The sequence below is a fragment of the Ornithinimicrobium kibberense genome (assembly GCF_006519705.1).
GTDB lineage: Bacteria > Actinomycetota > Actinomycetes > Actinomycetales > Dermatophilaceae > Ornithinicoccus > Ornithinicoccus kibberensis.
In genome coordinates this window covers 41078-57011 of sequence record NZ_VFXM01000018.1, presented here as the reverse complement: position 1 = coordinate 57011, position 15934 = coordinate 41078, and the positions used below count along the sequence as shown (strand labels likewise).

Annotated in this window: 17 protein-coding genes, 1 tRNA gene and 1 riboswitch; of the genes, 1 reads left to right on the top strand and 17 read right to left on the bottom strand. The window is 73.6% G+C overall.

The genetic code is table 11. The features are described 5' to 3' along the window. Positions 1-28: 28 nt before the first annotated feature. Positions 29-844: an alpha/beta fold hydrolase gene (locus tag FJR00_RS14390; protein WP_141339321.1), complete on the bottom strand. Its 816-nt coding sequence runs from the start codon at positions 842-844 to the stop codon at positions 29-31. 21 nt (positions 845-865) lie between these two features. Next, positions 866-1873 (bottom strand): GNAT family N-acetyltransferase, encoded by a 1008-nt coding sequence (locus tag FJR00_RS14385; RefSeq protein ID WP_141339320.1) that lies wholly within the window; start codon positions 1871-1873, stop codon positions 866-868. Positions 1874-1977: 104 nt separating this feature from the next. On the opposite strand from FJR00_RS14385, the gene FJR00_RS14380 reads away from it, so the two are divergent. Beyond that, on the top strand, positions 1978-2646 hold the full coding sequence (locus FJR00_RS14380; protein ID WP_181409649.1) for a DUF421 domain-containing protein: 669 nt from the start codon (positions 1978-1980) through the stop codon (positions 2644-2646). Between the two features lie 20 nt (positions 2647-2666). On the opposite strand, the gene FJR00_RS14375 is transcribed toward FJR00_RS14380, so the two are convergent. The 15 genes from FJR00_RS14375 to FJR00_RS14305 form a co-directional block, all read right to left on the bottom strand. Continuing rightward, positions 2667-3101: an OsmC family protein gene (locus tag FJR00_RS14375; RefSeq protein ID WP_075957568.1), complete on the bottom strand. Its 435-nt coding sequence runs from the start codon at positions 3099-3101 to the stop codon at positions 2667-2669. Further along, the gene (locus tag FJR00_RS14370) at positions 3094-4617 is read right to left on the bottom strand and encodes a glutamate-cysteine ligase family protein (RefSeq protein WP_141339318.1); all 1524 of its coding nucleotides are present in this window, start codon (positions 4615-4617) and stop codon (positions 3094-3096) included. Before FJR00_RS14370 ends, FJR00_RS14375 begins: the two co-directional genes overlap by 8 nt. 93 nt (positions 4618-4710) lie before the next feature. Further along, complete coding sequence (gene gcvP, locus FJR00_RS14365) at positions 4711-7653, bottom strand: aminomethyl-transferring glycine dehydrogenase (RefSeq protein WP_141339317.1); 2943 nt, start codon at positions 7651-7653, stop codon at positions 4711-4713. Positions 7654-7731: 78 nt separating this feature from the next. Next, a riboswitch (glycine riboswitch) is annotated at positions 7732-7825 on the bottom strand. 67 nt (positions 7826-7892) lie between these two features. Next, positions 7893-8480, bottom strand: coding sequence for a MerR family transcriptional regulator (locus tag FJR00_RS14360; RefSeq protein WP_075957570.1), 588 nt, complete (start codon positions 8478-8480; stop codon positions 7893-7895). 127 nt (positions 8481-8607) lie between these two features. Beyond that, positions 8608-9072, bottom strand: coding sequence for a bifunctional nuclease family protein (locus FJR00_RS14355; RefSeq protein WP_075957571.1), 465 nt, complete (start codon positions 9070-9072; stop codon positions 8608-8610). Positions 9073-9112: 40 nt separating this feature from the next. Then, complete coding sequence (ftsR, locus tag FJR00_RS14350) at positions 9113-9925, bottom strand: transcriptional regulator FtsR (protein WP_141339316.1); 813 nt, start codon at positions 9923-9925, stop codon at positions 9113-9115. Continuing rightward, complete coding sequence (locus tag FJR00_RS14345) at positions 9922-10377, bottom strand: FHA domain-containing protein (RefSeq protein ID WP_075957572.1); 456 nt, start codon at positions 10375-10377, stop codon at positions 9922-9924. Before FJR00_RS14345 ends, ftsR begins: the two co-directional genes overlap by 4 nt. 117 nt (positions 10378-10494) lie before the next feature. Then, a complete protein-coding gene (gcvH, locus tag FJR00_RS14340) occupies positions 10495-10884 on the bottom strand; it encodes a glycine cleavage system protein GcvH (RefSeq protein WP_141339315.1) in 390 nt (129 codons plus the stop codon). Between the two features lie 64 nt (positions 10885-10948). Continuing rightward, on the bottom strand, positions 10949-11755 hold the full coding sequence (locus FJR00_RS14335; RefSeq protein ID WP_141339314.1) for a DUF881 domain-containing protein: 807 nt from the start codon (positions 11753-11755) through the stop codon (positions 10949-10951). Next, a complete protein-coding gene (locus FJR00_RS14330; protein ID WP_075957574.1) occupies positions 11755-12087 on the bottom strand; it encodes a small basic family protein in 333 nt (110 codons plus the stop codon). Before FJR00_RS14330 ends, FJR00_RS14335 begins: the two co-directional genes overlap by 1 nt. Next, positions 12084-12971, bottom strand: a complete 888-nt coding sequence (locus FJR00_RS14325; RefSeq protein ID WP_141339313.1) for a DUF881 domain-containing protein — start codon at positions 12969-12971, stop codon at positions 12084-12086. Before FJR00_RS14325 ends, FJR00_RS14330 begins: the two co-directional genes overlap by 4 nt. Beyond that, positions 12968-13591 carry a CDP-alcohol phosphatidyltransferase family protein gene (locus FJR00_RS14320; RefSeq protein ID WP_075957576.1) on the bottom strand — a complete coding sequence of 208 codons (624 nt, stop codon included), beginning with the start codon at positions 13589-13591 and terminating at the stop codon, positions 12968-12970. The genes FJR00_RS14325 and FJR00_RS14320 overlap by 4 nt, the downstream gene beginning before the upstream one ends. 146 nt (positions 13592-13737) lie before the next feature. Beyond that, positions 13738-13811: transfer RNA gene (locus FJR00_RS14315), tRNA-Pro, on the bottom strand. A 92-nt stretch (positions 13812-13903) separates the two neighbouring features. Beyond that, entirely contained in the window at positions 13904-15454 is a 1551-nt protein-coding gene (gene der / locus FJR00_RS14310) for a ribosome biogenesis GTPase Der (RefSeq protein WP_141339312.1), read from the bottom strand. Further along, positions 15451-15933 carry a SufE family protein gene (locus tag FJR00_RS14305; protein WP_141339311.1) on the bottom strand — a complete coding sequence of 161 codons (483 nt, stop codon included), beginning with the start codon at positions 15931-15933 and terminating at the stop codon, positions 15451-15453. Before FJR00_RS14305 ends, der begins: the two co-directional genes overlap by 4 nt. Position 15934: the final 1 nt, after the last annotated feature.

The following is a 15934-nucleotide window of genomic DNA, read 5'->3' as shown; positions in this document are numbered from 1 at the left end:
TGTAGGACAGCTCCCGGGCCGCTGCAGGTCAGCTGGCGAGGAAGCGTCGCACGGCCGCGGTGAAGACCTCCGGCTTCTGCGAGTGCACCCAGTGGGTGGCGTCCTTGACGGTGACCCGGCGGGTCTGGGGGAACAGCTCGCGCATCCCGGGCACGTTCTCGTCCTGGATGTAGTCCGAGTCCGAGCCGCCCACCCACAGGACGGGGCCGTCGAAGGTCCGGCCGCCGTGGGGGATGTCGGAGGTGATCGTGGCCAGGTCCCGACGCAGCATGGTCAGGTTGGGCTGCCACGCGAGGCGTCCGCCGGCGGGGTCCTGGCGCAGGTTCTGCAGGAGGAAGCCTCGCAGGGTCTTCTGCGGGACGTCCTGGGCCAGCTGCTCGTCGGCGTCGCCCAGGCTCTCGACGGTGTCCAGGTCGATCCGGGCCAGGGAGTCCAGCAGGTGCTCGAACTCGCCCACGGCCCCCGACCCGACCGGGCTGACGTCCACGACGACGAGGTGGTCGACCAGGTCGGGGTGGGCCAGCGCCATGGTCATCGCGATCTTGCCGCCCATGCTGTGCCCGACCACGTGCACGGGACCGTCCCCGGCGACCGTGCCCCGCAGGTGCTCGGCCACGAGCTCGGCCGCGCCGCCGTAGTCGAAGGCGTCGGTCCACCGGGAGCGGCCGTGGTCGGGCATGTCGACCAGCAGGCTGCGGTAGTCCGGCTCCAGGGCCCGGGCGATCGCCCCGAAGTTGCGGCCGCGGCCGAACAGGCCGTGGCAGAAGGCCACCACGGGCCCCTGCTCGCCGACGAGCGTGCTGTGCAGACCGGCGGGACCGGCGGCGGAGGATGGGCTGCTCACCCGGTCGAGCCTACTGGCCCCTCACAGCGGCAGCGCACGGCGCATCGCCACCGTCTGCAGCGTGCGACGGAAGCCCAGCCGCTCGTAGAGCCGCGTCGCCCCGGTGGGGCTGTCGGAGTCGACGTCCAGCTCGATCACGTCGTAGCTGCCCGCGTCAACGGACTGCCGGATGGTGCGGACCAGGCAGGTCGCCGCCAGGCCCCGGCCCCGCCAGGCCGGCACGGTCCCGACGAGGTTGACGTAGGCGTGCCGCTCGACCCACTCGCCGACGAGGACGTAGCTGAGCACCCGGCCCTCCTCGTCCACGGCCAGGGTCGACAGGGACGGGCGGGCCGAGCGGGCGACCCAGCGCTCGTGCCAGGGCTCGGGAGCCACCGGTCCGGAGCCCCAGTGGTCCCGGAAGGCCAGGTTGTGGGCCTCGCGGACCGCGTCCTCGTGCTCGGGCCCGGGAGCGGTCAGGCGGACCCCCGCCGGCACCTGCGGGATCTCGGGCACGCCGTCCAGCGGACGGGCGAGCATGTCGAACCAGCGCACGTCGGCATACCCCCGGCTGCGCAGCATCGCCTGGGCGGAGGACCCGACGAGGCCGGCGCCGACGGACAGGTGGCCGGGACGGCCCGGGTGCCGCTCGGACACCAGCTGGGCGGCTCGGGGCTCCGCGGCGTCCATGAGCGCCCGTCCCAGGCCCCGCCCCCGGTGGTCGAGGCGCACTCCCCCCTCGAGGTGGGCCCGTCCGTGACCCTCGTGGTCGGGGGTCGTCGGGCAGCCGACGGCCGTCCAGGCGACCAGCTCCTCCCCCGCCCACACGGCCCAGGTGTCGCGGGCCGGGTCGACCCCGTGCCCGGTGAGCTCCTCGGCGAGGTCCTCCGGCTGGTAGAACTCCTCGGTGCCGTCGACCTCGGCGACGTGGTTGACCAGGCGGGACCACGCCTCGACGTCGTCCGGGCCGAGGGACCCCCACCGGTATGCCGTGGACGGGCCTGTGGGGGCGGCGCCGGCCCGGACGTCGGGGTGCTGGGTGTCGTGCATGGGGACCAGTGTGCGCCGCCCGTCCGCACGCCCGCCACCCGTTTGTCCGTCGCCCCCGCGCTGCGCCCCCGCTGCGGGTCGCCGAGGTGCCACCATGGGCTGCCATGAGCACGGACCTCTGGTACTACCTGGGCATCACGCCCGCCGGCGCGCTGGCCGTCCTCATCAGCACGGTGACGGTGTACTTCGTCTTCGGCGCGGTCCTGCGACTGTGGGGCCAGCGGCTGTGGTCCAGCCCCCGGTCCCTGGACCTGGCTGTCGTGACCGTGCTGGGCGCGATCGTGGGGCGGGCGACCATGGGCCACGTGCCGACGCTGGCCGGCGGCCTGGTCGCGCTGGGGACCCTGGCCGGCCTGGAGCTGGTGTTCCGGGGGCTGCGGCGCCTGCCGCTGCCGCCCCTGCCCCAGCTCCCTGGCGGACAGCGCGGCCGTGCGGTGGTGCTGGCCGTCGACGGACGGGTGCGGACCGACAGCCTGACCCACTACGGGCTGACGATGCCGGTGCTGTGGAGCTCGATGCGGCAGGCCGGGATCAGCCACCCCTCGCAGGTGGCGCTGGCGGTGCTGGAGCCCAACGGGCGGATCTCGGTGCTGCGGGCCGGGCAACCGATCCACCCGCGGGCCCTCATGGGGATCAAGGGGGCGCACGTGGTCCAGGAGCAGCTGCGGGAGGCGGGTCACCTGCACACCGCGCCGTTGCACCCCGACGACGCCGGCCCGTCCGGCGGCAGCGCCCCGGTGGCCTCGCCGACGCAGGAGTCGTCCAAGGAGTAGCCCGCGCCCGGGGGGGCCGGTCAGCCGGAGGTGATCTCGAAGTCGACCGGGGTGGGCAGCTGGACGGTGCGGGAGACCGTGCACAGACGGTCCCGCGACTTGGCGACCGCGTCGGGGAGCCGTTCGCGGGCGGCGTCGCCGCGCTCCCCCTGCGGGAAGGTCACCTCCACGGTCACGGTGACCGGGCCGAGGTGGTTGCCCTCGCCGTCGCGGACCTTCTCGGCGGACGCCGAGATGCGGAAGTCCTCCGGCTCGGCCAGCCGGGAGGTCAGCAGGTCGATGTCGATGCCGGAGCAGCCGGCCACCCCCACGAGCAGCAGCTCGACCGGGGTGAAGTCGCTGCTGCCGCTGCCCCCGGAGGTCACGGGGAGGGTGCCGCCCCGGGCATTGGTCGCCTCGAAGGTCGCCGGCCCGGTCCGGGTGAGGGCGACCGAGCGCACGGTGTCGTCAGCCACGGTCCTCCTCCGTGCCGGAGGTGGCCGCGGGCTGGGGAACGGGCCAGGTGTGCACGGGTGCGTTCTCCTCGGAGTTGTCCAGGTAGTGGGCGAACATCTCCCGCAGCGCCTCCTCGCGGGAGCGGCCGGCCGTCTCGTAGGCCTCGGTGACGGCGATCTGCCAGCTGGCGCCGTTGGTCCGGGTCCGGCACCGTCCCTCGATGACGGACAGGTAGTGGCTGCGCACCTCGCGCCGCAGCCCCAGCGCCGCCAGGCCGTCGTCGGCGACGCTGAGCAGGTGGTCGGCCACCAGCTCGGTGACCGGCAGGGTGCCCAGCCCGGGCCAGCTGTGCACCGAGTCGATGCCGTGCTTGGCCGCGTCCACGAAGTTCTGCTCGGCGGTCCGGAAGGCCATCTTCGTCCAGATGGGGCGGCCGCTCGTCGTGGCGGCCTCCAGCAGGCCGTAGTAGAAGCACGCGTTGGCCACCGTGTCCACGACGGACGGGCCGGCCGGTAGCACCCGGTTCTCCACCCGCAGGTGGGGCACGCCCTGGCTGGTGTCGTAGATCGGGCGGTTCCAGCGCCAGACCGTCCCGTTGTGCAGCTTGAGGTCCTTCAGCTCGGGCACCCCGCCGGCCTCGAGGACGGCCATGCTGTCCTCCTCGGAGGTCTCGGGCAGCAGGGCGGGGAAGGAGCGGACGTTCTCCTCGAAGAGGTCGAAGATGGAGGTGATCCAGTTGTTGCCGAAGTAGGCCCGGGGGCGCACCCCCTGGTACTTCAGCTCCACCGACCGGGTGTCGACCATCTGGGTGAACAGCGGGATGCGGGTCTCGGCCCACAGCCGGCGACCGAAGAGGTAGGGCGAGTTGGCCCCCATGGCGACCTGCAGGCTGGAGATCACCGACGCCGCGTTCCAGTAGACCGGGAAGTCCTGCGGGGTGACCTGCTGGTGCAGCTGGACCGACGTGCACCCCGACAGCGGCCCGATCGTGTCGTGGTAGCTGGAGACCCGCTCCCCCGTCGGGCCCTCGATCTCCAGCTCCATGCCCTCGCCGCGCTCCCGCAGCAGCGAGTCGTTGAGGCCCTGGTAGCGCACCCCCTCGGAGATCCACGGCTCGTCGAACAGCTCGGCGGTCAGCGTGGGCAGGATGCCGACCTCGGCGACGCGGGCGCCGTGAGCGCGGGCGGCGTCCCCGGCGCGTCGCAGCGCCTGGGTGAGGAAGCGGTCCAGGCGGACGGCCTGGTCGCCGGCCATGGGCCGGGGCGGCACGTTCATCTCGATGTTGTAGCGGGCGACCTCGGTCTGGAAGTCCTCCTCGCCCAGGTCGGCCAGGACCTCCCGGTTGATCATCGCCGGGGCCAGCGTCTGCCCGTCCAGGAGGTTGAGCTCGATCTCCAGGCCCATGAGCGGGCGGGTGAAGTCGAACCGGCTGCCCTCGAGCATCCGCTCGAAGACGACGAGGTCGGTCCGCACCTTCTCGCGGAACCGCAGGCGCTGCTCACGGGTGAAGTCCGCCTGGCTCACTTCCTGGCCCATGCGTCGATCCAAGCACACCGAGGGCCCGTTGGCGAGGGTGGGCGCACCCGCCCGTCCGTCCGCCTGACCTGCGGCGGACGGACGGGCCGGTGCTCAGTCCTCGGGGTGCGCGGGCAGGAGGCGGGAGGCGACCAGGTTGCGGTCGCCGTAGACGCCGTCGATGCGTCGCACCGGGGGCCAGTACTTGCGGCCGGGGTCCACCCCCGGCGGGTAGGCGGCGCTCATCCGGTCGTAGGCGTGGGGCCACTCCCCGGCCAGGGACAGCGCTGTGTGCGGGGCGTTGCGCAGGACGCTGTCCTCGACGCCGTCCCGGGCCGCGTCGTCCATCTCCCGGCGGATGGCGATCATCGCCTCGACGAAGCGGTCCAGCTCGTCCTGGGCCTCGGACTCGGTCGGCTCGACCATGAGGGTCCCCGAGACGGGGAACGACATCGTGGGGGCGTGGAAGCCGTAGTCGATGAGGCGCTTGGCGACGTCGTCGACGGTGACGCCCGTCTCCTTGGTCAGGCCGCGCAGGTCGAGGATGCACTCGTGCGCGACGAGTCCGGCGGCGCCGGTGTAGAGCACCGGGAAGTGCTCGTGCAGCCGGGCGGCGACGTAGTTGGCGTTGAGCACCGCGACCTGCGAGGACCGGGTCAGCCCGGCTCCGCCGACCAGCCGGATGTAGGCCCAGGAGATCGGCAGGATGCTGGCCGAGCCGTAGGGTGCGGCGGAGATGGGCCCCACGCCCGTCCCGGGCCCTGCGCCGTCGACGACCGGGTGGTTGGGCAGGTAGGGGGCCAGGTGGGAGCGCACCCCGATCGGGCCCACCCCGGGTCCGCCGCCCCCGTGGGGGATGGTGAAGGTCTTGTGCAGGTTCAGGTGGGAGACGTCGCTGCCGAACTCGCCCGGCCTGGCGATCCCCATCAGCGCGTTGAGGTTGGCGCCGTCGAGGTAGACCTGTCCGCCGGCGTCGTGCACCAGCTGGCACAGCTCGGTGATGGTGTCCTCGTAGACGCCGTGCGTCGAGGGGTAGGTGATCATGATCGCGGCGAGCTCGTCGCGGTGCTTGTCCACCTTGCTCCGCAGGTCCTCCAGGTCGACCTCGCCCTCGGACGTGCTCTTGACCACGACCACCGTCAGGCCGGCCATGACGGCGCTCGCGGCGTTGGTCCCGTGCGCGCTGGAGGGGATGAGGCAGACGGTGCGCTGGTGGTCGCCCTGCGCCTCGTGGTACTTGCGGATGGCCAGGAGCCCCGCGAACTCGCCCTGCGAGCCGGCGTTGGGCTGGAGGGAGACCTCGTCGTAGCCGGTGATCTCGCACAGCCACGCGGAGAGCTGGCGGACGAGCTCGTGGGTGCCCTCGGCCTGGTCGGCCGGGGCGAAGGGGTGCAGCGCACCGAACTCCGGCCAGGTGATGGGCTCCATCTCGGTGGTGGCGTTGAGCTTCATCGTGCACGAGCCCAGCGGGATCATCCCGCGGTCGAGCGCGAAGTCCTTGTCGGCCAGGCTGCGGATGTAGCGCAGCATCGCGGTCTCGCTGCGGTAGGTGTTGAACACCGGGTGGGTCAGGTAGGCCTGCTCCTCGGTGCGCACGAGGGCGTCCCAGTCGGGGGCCGCGACCGCGTCGACCGCCGAGGGGGCCTCGACGCCGAAGGCGCCGGCGACGGCCTGCAGGTCGGCCAGCGTGGTCATCTCGTCGGTGGACAGCAGGATCGTGTCCTCGTCCACCTTCCACAGGTTGATCCCCTGCTCCAGGGCCGCGGCCAGGACCTCCTCGGCCCGGCCGGGGACGGCGACGGTCAGGGTGTCGAAGTAGCGGTCGACCTTCAGCGTCAGCCCGCCGGCGGTGAGCGCACCGGCCAGCGCGCGGGCCTTGGCGTGCGTCTCCAGCGCGATGCGGCGCAGTCCCTCCGGACCGTGCCACACGGCATACATCCCGGCCATGACGGCCAGGAGCACCTGGGCGGTGGTGATGTTGGAGGTGGCCTTCTCCCGGCGGATGTGCTGCTCCCGGGTTTGCAGGGCGAGGCGGTATGCCGCGTCGCCGTCGGCGTCCCGGCTCACCCCCACGAGGCGACCGGGCAGGGACCGCTCCAGGCCGGACCGGATGCTCAGGTAGCCCGCGTGCGGGCCGCCGAAGCCCATCGGCACCCCGAAGCGCTGCGTGGTGCCGACGGCGACGTCGGCGCCCCACTCGCCGGGGGGCGTCATCAGGGTGAGGGCGAGCAGGTCGGCCGCCACGGTGACCAGCGCCCCGACCTCGTGCGCCGCCTCGGCCACCGCGCGCCAGTCGCGCACCTGGCCGTCGGCTCCGGGGTACTGGACGACGACGCCGAAGACGTCGCGGTCCCCCGCGGCCGCACGCAGGGCGGTCGCGTCGGTGACCTGCTCCAGGTCGGCGGGGACCACCTCGATGCCCAGCGGGGTGGCGCGGGTGGTCAGCACGCCCAGCGTCTGCGGGAGCAGGTGCTCGTCGACGAGCAGGACCGCGTCCTGGGCCACCTTGCTGTTGCGCCGCATGAGCGCGACCGCCTCCGCGGCCGCGGTGCCCTCGTCCAGGAGGGAGGCCCCGGCGACGGGCAGGCCGGTGAGGTCGCTGACCATGGTCTGGAAGTTGAGCAGGGCCTCGAGCCGGCCCTGGGAGATCTCGGGCTGGTAGGGGGTGTAGGCGGTGTACCAGGCCGGGTTCTCCAGGATGTTGCGCTTGACGACCGGCGGGGTCTGGGTGCCGTAGTAGCCCAGCCCGATCATCGAGGTGAGCACCCGGTTGCGCGAGGCCAGCTCGCGCAGCTCGGCGATGACGGCCTGCTCGCTGGGCGCCGCCTGGATGGACAGGGGGTCGGCGGACCGGATCGCGGGGGGGACGGCCGCGTCGACGAGCGCCTCGAGGCTGTCGTGCCCGAGGACCTCCAGCATGTGCTCGATCTCCTCGGGCCGGGGACCGACGTGCCGGGACACGAAGTCGGACAGCGTGTCCGGTCCCAGCGGGCGGGCGTCGTCGGTGGTGACCGTGGCGGTCCGGCCCGCCGGCGTGGGGGTGGTCTGGGTGCTCATCGTCGTGCTCCTCGGGGCAGGGGGGCAGTGGCCCTCCCCCTCTGTCCGCCCGCGGCGTCGCGGACGTTCCAGAGTTGCCTGGTCCGCGCGGTCCTGGCGCCTGAGAGCTTGTCGGGGAGATTGCCCCTTCGGCGCCCCACGACCGGCGTGGGGACTCTCCCGCGCGGCGTCGACGGCACCGTCAATCTAGCAGCCCGGCGGCCACCTCGGCGCGTGCGGCGCCGGAGGGGGCGGCGCGGTCAGGAGGTGCGGCGGGCCCGGCGGCGGGCGGAGAGCTCGTCGCCCGGGTGGTGGGCCACCGGGTCGTCGGCGCGTTCGCCGGGCAGCTGGGCCAGCTGCCCCTCGACCTCGCGCCAGACGCTGCCCACGGCGATGCCGAAGACACCCTGGCCGCCGCGGACGAGGTCGATGACCTCGTCGTCGCTGGTGCACTCGTAGACGCTGGCACCGTCGCTCATGAGGGTGATCCGGGCCAGGTCCTCGACCCCCCGCTCGCGCAGGGCGTTGACCGCGACCCGGATCTGCTGCAGCGAGACCCCGGTGTCGAGGAGCCGCTTGATGATCTTCAGGACGAGGATGTCCCGGAAGCTGTAGAGCCGCTGCGTGCCCGAGCCGCTGGGGTTGCGCACCGACGGCTCCAGCAGCCCCGTCCGTGCCCAGTAGTCCAGCTGGCGGTAGGTCACCCCGGCGGCGCCGCAGGCCGTCGGGCCGCGGAAGCCGATGGTCTCGTCCAGGGCGGGGACGTCGCCGGTGAAGAGCACGCCCTGGGACGGGCGTCCGTCCCGGCCGGACCCGGCCTCGGTGCCGGGGTCTGCGCCAGCGCTCACCGGTCCTCCTCGGATGTGTGAGTGGTGTGACTCGTGTGCACCGTGTGCACACCCCGACCGTAGGTGTCCCGGGGTGCCCGGTCAACGACCGACGCGCCGAGGACCGCCCCGAAGGGCCGTGGGGCGCTCACTCCTCGAAGTCCTCGGCCGAGACGTTGTCGAGGAACTCGCGGAAACGCTCCACCTCGTCCTCCTCCTCGACCGCCATGGTGATGCCCACCTCGTCGAGCAGCTCCTCCGGGGCCAGGATGGAGGTGGCCGTCCGCAGGGCCAGCGCGATCGCGTCCGAGGGCCGGGCCGAGACCACGGTGCCCCCGTCGAAGTGCAGCTCGGCGTAGAAGGTGCCGTTCTCCACCGTGGTGACGTGGACCTGCTCCAGACGTCGGCCGAGCGCCTCCACCACGTCGACCATGAGGTCGTGGGTGAGCGGTCGGGGCGGCTCGACCCCCTGCTGGGCGTAGGCGATCGCGGTGGCCTCGGGGGCACCGATCCAGATCGGGACGTACCGCTGGCCGTCGCGCTCACGCAGCAGCACGATGGGGCTGTTGGTGGGCATCTCCACCCGTACTCCGAGGACGTCGAGCTCCTTCACCCCACCCACGGTACTCCGCCGGGGGGACCCGTGCGGCCCGTCAGTGCCCGCGGGCGAGCCCCGAGCGCACGAGGGCGACGTGCAGCGCCAGCATCGTGGAGAGCAGCTCGGCCTCCGCCTGGGCGGGGTCGGGCCCTTCCGCGCCCCTCGCGCGGCGCCGCCGGAGCGGTTCGAGGATCTGCTGGGCCAGCCCGATCTCCCGGTCGGCGCCGACCCGGAAGGCACGCAGGTGGCGGGCCTCGAGCCCGTAGCGCGCCAGGGCCGACGCCGCGGTCGCCACGTCCAGGTCGTCGGCGTGGTGCCGACCTGACGCGTCGGTGCGCAGCAGCCCGAAGGCGACCAGGTGGCCGTAGGCGCCGCGGTCGAGCCCGGTCCGCTCACGCAGCTCGAGCGGGGTCAGCCGTACCGCACGCCGCCGGCGCAGGGCGGCGGCGCTCAGGTCGGCGACGGGCGGGACGGGCCGCTCGTCGCCGGTGGCGGCGGGTGCGTGCGGCGCCGCGTCGGCGTGCCCGACGGGGACGCCCGGGGCGTCCTCCCCGGGGCGGGGCGTGGCGCCGTCGGTCAGCCCGGGCACGTCCAGACCCCGGTCCAGCCGGTCCAGGGCGTCCTTGATGACCTTCAGCGGCCAGAAGCGGTCCCGCTGGGCGGTCAGGACGAACCGCAGGCGGGCGACGTCCGCAGGGGTGAAGAGCCGGTAGCCGGACGCCCTGCGCTCCGGGGAGATGAGGCCCTCGGTCTCCAGGTAGCGGATCTTGGAGATCGTCAGGTCGGGGAAGTCGCCCTGCAGCTCCCGCAGGACCGCACCGATGGACACCCCCTCGGGGGCCGCTTCGGCCCGTGCCGCCGAGGTCACGAGCGGCTGCGGTAGTAGACCAGCCGGAACTTGCCGATCTGCACCTCGTCCCCCTGGTGCAGCACGGACTCGTCGATGCGCTCCCGGTTGACGTAGGTGCCGTTGAGGGATCCCACGTCCCGCACGAGGTACCCGTCGCCCTCACGGGCAAAGACGGCGTGCCGCCGGGACACCGTGACGTCGTCGAGGAAGATGTCGCTGCTGGGATGCCGCCCGGAGCTGACCTCGTCCGCGTCCAGGAGGAACCGGGCGCCCGCGTTCGGTCCGCGCAGCACGATCAGCAAGGCCGTCCCGGGACGGAGGGCGTCGACGGTGCGCTGGTCGTCCGGGGAGAGCCGGGGGGCCTCGTCGTCGAAGGTGTAGTCCGCCGACGGCAGCTCCGCTCCCCCGGGGAGACGCGCCGTGGCGGGGTCGGTGCCGAAGTCGTGGTGCTCACGGTCGCGGTCGCTCACGGGATGTGACCTTCCTGGTGGTGCGCGGTGGTCCGGGGACGAGAGGGACCGGTGCCCGACGTGGTCGGCCACCGGTCACCCACTCTAGTGCAGAGCGTCCAGGACGCCCGGGCGGTCTCAGTCGAGCGTGGCCTGGTAGGCGGACGCGTCCAGGAGGCTCTCCAGGACGGCCGGGTCGTCGACCCGGACCTCGTACATCCAGCCGTCGCCGTACGTGTCGGTGTTGAGCAGCTCCGGGGTCCCGTCGAGGCCGTCGTTGACGCCGGTGACCTCGCCGGCGACGGGGGCGTAGATGTCGCTGACCGACTTGGTGGACTCCACCTCCCCCACGGCGTCGCCCACGGCGACGGTGTCGCCCACCGTGGGCAGGGAGACGTAGACGACGTCCCCCAGCGCGTCCTGCGCGTAGGCGGTGATGCCGATGCGGACCACGCCCTCGCCCATGTCACGGACCCACTCGTGGTCGGTGGTGTACCGAAGGTCGTCCGGATACTGCAAGGTGGTCATCGCTCTCCTCGGTCTGGGCGGGTGCGCCGCTGCGCCCGTCGGTGGTGTGTGTCCCTTTTCTACCCTACGAGGAGGGGGTCGCGGGCACCGGCTCGGCCCACCGGAGGTCCGGGGTGGGCCGGACCGCGTCGACGAGCACCTCGTCCCCCTCCACGACCTGGACGGTGGCGCCCGCCCCCCGCAGGCTGTCGAGGAAGCCGCCGGGGATGGCCAGCCCCCCGGCGAGCGTGTCGGGCTCCCCGACGGCCACGATGCGGAACGGGGGGACGAGCACCGCGCCGTCCAGCGTCACCGATCCGCCTCCGGCACCCTCGGCCACGCCGACGTGGCTGGAGGCCACGACCCGGACCGACCCGACCTGGATCGCCTCGGCCCCGGCGTCGCGCAGCTCCTGGATGGCGTCCAGGAGCATCGTCTGGGTCATCCCTCCGTCGGGGTCGTCGACGATGACCGAGATGCCGGGGCCCGTCACGGGCGCCGTCCCGGCCAGGATCGCGTAGGACTGCAGCCGCTCACGGGCAGCCTCCGCGGCGGCCACGTCGCCCTGCTGACCCTCCAGCCGGCGACGGTCGGCCTCCAGCTCCAGGACCTCCTGCTGCAGGTCGTCCACCCGGCCCGAGACGTCGTCGAGCAGGGCGACGAGCTCGCTCTCGCGCAGCTGGCTCAGCCCGGCCTCGTCCTGGGCGCGCACCTGGGCGACCAGGGCCACGCCCAGCAGGGCGGTGATCACGGCCGCGACGACCTGGCCGGGGGCGAGCCGCAGGGAGGTGATCGCCCGGAGCCGGCGACGGGCCTGCTCGGGCGTGGGGTCGTGGCCGGCTCTCCGCCGGATCCGCTCCAGCGCCCCCCGAGGACGCGGTGTCGCGGGCATCAGGCACCCAGGAGATGGCGCCGGATGGCGGCGACGTTGGAGAAGATGCGCAGCCCCAGCACCACGACGACGCCGGTGGAGAGCTGGGCCCCGACACCGAGCTGGTTGCCCAGGAAGACGATGAGGCCGGCGACGACGACGTTCGACAGGATCGAGATGACGAAGACGCGGTCGTTGAAGATGCCCTCGAGCGCCGCCCGGGTGGCACCGAACACGGCGTCGAGGGCGGCGATCACGGCGATGGGCAGGTAGGGCTGGAGCCAGACGGGGACCTCCGGGCTGACGACCAGCCCGAGCAGCACGCCCAGGACCAGTCCGATGAGCGGGATCATGCGTCCTCCTCGGCGGTGGGCGGCAGGGCGGGGACCTGCCCCACCCGGGTGGTCAGCCGCGCGGCCGGGTCGACCACGACCTCGGCCTCCGCGGCGACGTCGGAGCGGATCCCCAGCTGGGCGCGCAGCTGGCCGAGGTAGGCGCCGGTCACCCCGGTGGTGGCCTCGCTCAGCAACGTCTCGGGGTCGCCGATGGCCCGCACCTCGTAGGGGGGTGCCAGGCTCCGGAAGTCCACGACCACGGCCTCCCCCGCGTGCCGGATCGCGGACATGGAGGTCAGCCGGTGGCCGTTGACCGAGACCGCCTCGGCCCCCGCGGCCCACAGGCCGTTGACGACGAGCTGGATGTCCCGGGCGTTGACCCTCTCGGGCGGCCCCTCGTCGCCGGGGGCCGCGTCCACCCGGGTGGTCGCGTCCTCGAGCAGCACCACGACACCCGGCCCGCGCACGGCCGTGGCACCCACGGCGGTGCCCGCCGCGGCCACCTCGGCCCCCGCGTCGGGCCCCTCGTCCACGCTCGCCCGCTGCTGCTCCAGCTCGAGGATGTCGGTGCGCAGCGCCTCGATCCGGGCACGCTGGTCGTCGCCGGCCTCCTGCAGCGTCTCGATCCGTGCGATGAGGGACGCCCGGGTCTCGGCCGCGGCGGGGTCCGGCGTGCGCAGGGTCCCCGCCGAGACGGTGACGAGCAGCCCCAGCACCAGGGCGGTCGCGAAGAGCAGCCAGGTGGAGTACCCCGACGACGGCGGTAGCCCGGCCTCCGTCCGACGCTCCGCGGCGGAGTGGTAGCCCGGCCCGAGCGGAGGGTCCAGCACCTCGTCCAGGAGCGCCATCGACGCGGCGGGATTGGGGTCGGGCCGGGCCGTGCCCCGGCGCGGGATCCTCATCCGGCCGCCTCCAGCACCCGGCGCTGGGCCATCATGCCGCGGACCTGGGCGGCGTAGACCAGCCCGGTCACCCAGTACAGGCCAACGCCCCACCAGGCCAACGCCCAGCCGGTGGCCAGCGCCGGCACCGTCCACCACCCGGGGACGTGGCCGAGGAGCAGGAGGGGGAAGGCCCCCAGCAGGTTGAAGGTGGCCGCCTTGCCCACGAAGTCGACCGAGGGGATGGGCAGGTGGTGGCGGCGCACGAGGGGGTACATGGCCAGGATGAAGGCGTCCCGGGCCACCAGCACGGCGACCAGCCACCAGCCGATGACCCCCGTCCCGGCGAGGCTGAGCAGGGTGACCGCGATGTAGAGCCGGTCGGCGATGGGGTCGAGCAGCTGCCCCAGTCGGCTCACCAGCCCGTAGCGACGGGCGATCTTGCCGTCGAGGTAGTCGGTGAACCCGGACGCCACCAGGACCGCGGCCGCCCAGACGAGGTGGCCGGAGACCAGCAGCCAGATGAACACCGGCAGACCCAGCAGCCGCACGATGCTCAGCACGTTGGGCACGGTGAGGAGCCGGTCGGTCACCGGCAGGACCCGCTGGTCGTGCCGGCCCTCCCCCGTTCCTTCCCTCATGGGGCCTCCCCCGTTCCTTCCCTCATGGGTGCAGTCTAGGGCGGGCCGGCCGCCGGCCCCGGCGCACCGCCGCGGGGACCGCATGCCCGACGCCGGAGGGGCGGTCCCGTCGTGCGGGACCGCCCCTCGGGCGTACTACCTCTCGGTCGGGCTGACAGGATTTGAACCTGCGACCCCTTGACCCCCAGTCAAGTGCGCTACCAAGCTGCGCCACAGCCCGAGGCCCGTGCGGGCGAGGATCACCTTAGCCCATGGCCGGCCCCGCCCACGAATCCGTGTCGGCGCCCGGCCGGTGCCTCCCGCCGGCCGGGGTCAACGCCGGCCGCGCCGTTCCCGGACCCGCACCGAGATCTCGATCGGGGTGCCCTCGAAGCCGAACTCCTCGCGGATCCGGCGTTCCAGGAACCGGCGGTAGCCGTGCTCGATGAACCCCGAGGCGAACACCACGAAGGTGGGCGGCCGGGTGCCGGCCTGGGTGGCGAACAGGATGCGGGGCTGCTTGCCCCCGCGCACGGGGTGCGGGTGGGCCGCGACGACCTCCCCGAGGAAGGCGTTGAGACGCCCGGTGGGCACCCGGCGGTCCCAGGAGGCCAGCGCCGTCTCCAGCGCCGGCACGAGCCGGGCGACGTTGCGTCCGGTCGAGGCGGACAGGTTGACCCGGGGCGCCCACTGGATCTGCACCAGCTCGCGCTCGATCTCCCGTTCCAGGTAGTGGCGGCGTTCCTCGTCGAGCAGGTCCCACTTGTTGTAGCCGATGACCAGGGCCCGGCCGGAGTCCACCACCTGCTGGACCACGCGGATGTCCTGCTCGGCGATGGGCTCGGAGACGTCGATGAGCACCACGGCCACCTCGGCCTTCTCCAGCGCCGTCTGGGTGCGCAGGGAGGCGTAGAAGTCGGCGCCGCGGGTCTGGTGCACCCGCCGGCGGATGCCGGCAGTGTCCACGAACCGCCAGACCTTGCCTCCGAGCTCGACGAGCTCGTCGACGGGGTCCCGGGTGGTGCCGGCGACGGCGTCGACGACGACCCGCTCGCTGCCGGCGAGCCGGTTGAGCAACGAGGACTTGCCCACGTTGGGCCGGCCCAGGAGGGCCACCCGTCGGGGACCGCCCCGGGCGTAGGCACCGGCGACGGACGTCTTCTCCGGCAGGACGTCGAGCAACGCGTCGAGCACGTCGCCCGAGCCTCGCCCGTGCAGGGCCGAGACCGGCCACGGCTGCCCCAGGCCCAGGGACCACAGGGCGGCGGCGTCCGCCTCCTGCCGCTGGTCGTCCACCTTGTTGGCGACGAGGACCACCGGCTTGCCCGACCGCCGCAGCAGCCGGACGACCTGCTCGTCGGTGTCGGTGGCTCCCACGGTGGCGTCCACGACGAACAGCACAGCGTCGGCCAGCTCTACGGCGACCTCGGCCTGCTCGGCCACCCGCAGGTGGATCCCGCTCGCGTCGACCTCCCAGCCGCCGGTGTCGACGACGGTGAACCGGCGGCCGGACCACTCGGCGTCGTAGGCGACCCGGTCCCGGGTCACGCCAGGGACGTCCTCGACGACCGCCTCGCGCCGGCCCAGGATCCGGTTGACCAGGCTCGACTTGCCGACGTTGGGCCGACCGACGACCGCCACGACGGGGCGCACGGCCTCCTCGTCGTCCTCCTCGGAGGGGCCCTCCGAGTCCACGAGCGAGAGGTCCTCCTCGGAGAGCTCGAAGTCCTCCAGGCCGGCGCGCAGGGCCTCGGCCATCCGGTCGGAGCCGTCGTCCTCCAGGTCGTCGGCCACCTCGGCGGCCCCGGGGTCACGCCCCCCGGTCCACTCGACCTCGACCTCGTCCTCCCCGGCCCCGTGCCCGGCCGGCCCGGGGACGCTCATGCCCCGCCGCCGGCGGACAGGGCCTCGCTGCGCAGGCGGACCTGGCGCTTGATGCGGCCGAGCATCCCCACCATGCCGCGCATGCGCAGCGGGGAGACGGCCTCGGCCAGACCGAAGCGGTAGGGCGCGTCGTCGGGCACCGCCAGCACCTCCGCGGCGGGCAGACCGTCCAGCCCCTCGTGCAGGATCCCCGCGAACCCGCGGGTGGTCGGCGCCTCGGCGGGCGCGTCGAAGAACAGCGACACGGTGCGGGCCTCGTCGTCGGCGACCTCGACCGCGAGGAAGAGCGGCGACTGGCACTCGTCGACGCGCTCCATCTGGTCCAGCCGGCCGGCGTACCGCTCGGGCAGGTCGGGCAGCTCGTGGCTCAGCTCGAGGAGCAGCTGGAGGCGCTCCCGCTCGGTCACGGCGTGGAAGTCCTCGGCCAGGTCGGTCATCGCGGCCGGGAGGTCGGCGCGCACGTCGTCGGCGGTGCCCATC

Excerpts from the sequence above, each read along its gene's own strand:
- FJR00_RS14335 (WP_141339314.1), bottom strand. The coding sequence starts at position 11,755 with ATGCCCGCGACACCGCGTCCTCGGGGGGCGCTGGAGCGGATCCGGCGG.
- FJR00_RS14330 (WP_075957574.1), bottom strand. The coding sequence starts at position 12,087 with ATGATCCCGCTCATCGGACTGGTCCTGGGCGTGCTGCTCGGGCTGGTC.
- FJR00_RS14370 (WP_141339318.1), bottom strand. The coding sequence starts at position 4,617 with ATGGGCCAGGAAGTGAGCCAGGCGGACTTCACCCGTGAGCAGCGCCTG.
- FJR00_RS14380 (WP_181409649.1), top strand. The coding sequence starts at position 1,978 with ATGAGCACGGACCTCTGGTACTACCTGGGCATCACGCCCGCCGGCGCG.
- gcvP (WP_141339317.1), bottom strand. The coding sequence starts at position 7,653 with ATGAGCACCCAGACCACCCCCACGCCGGCGGGCCGGACCGCCACGGTC.
- der (WP_141339312.1), bottom strand. The coding sequence starts at position 15,454 with ATGAGCGTCCCCGGGCCGGCCGGGCACGGGGCCGGGGAGGACGAGGTC.
- gcvH (WP_141339315.1), bottom strand. The coding sequence starts at position 10,884 with ATGACCACCTTGCAGTATCCGGACGACCTTCGGTACACCACCGACCAC.
- FJR00_RS14325 (WP_141339313.1), bottom strand. The coding sequence starts at position 12,971 with ATGAGGATCCCGCGCCGGGGCACGGCCCGGCCCGACCCCAATCCCGCC.
- FJR00_RS14385 (WP_141339320.1), bottom strand. The coding sequence starts at position 1,873 with ATGCACGACACCCAGCACCCCGACGTCCGGGCCGGCGCCGCCCCCACA.
- FJR00_RS14305 (WP_141339311.1), bottom strand. The coding sequence starts at position 15,933 with ATGGGCACCGCCGACGACGTGCGCGCCGACCTCCCGGCCGCGATGACC.
- FJR00_RS14320 (WP_075957576.1), bottom strand. The coding sequence starts at position 13,591 with ATGAGGGAAGGAACGGGGGAGGGCCGGCACGACCAGCGGGTCCTGCCG.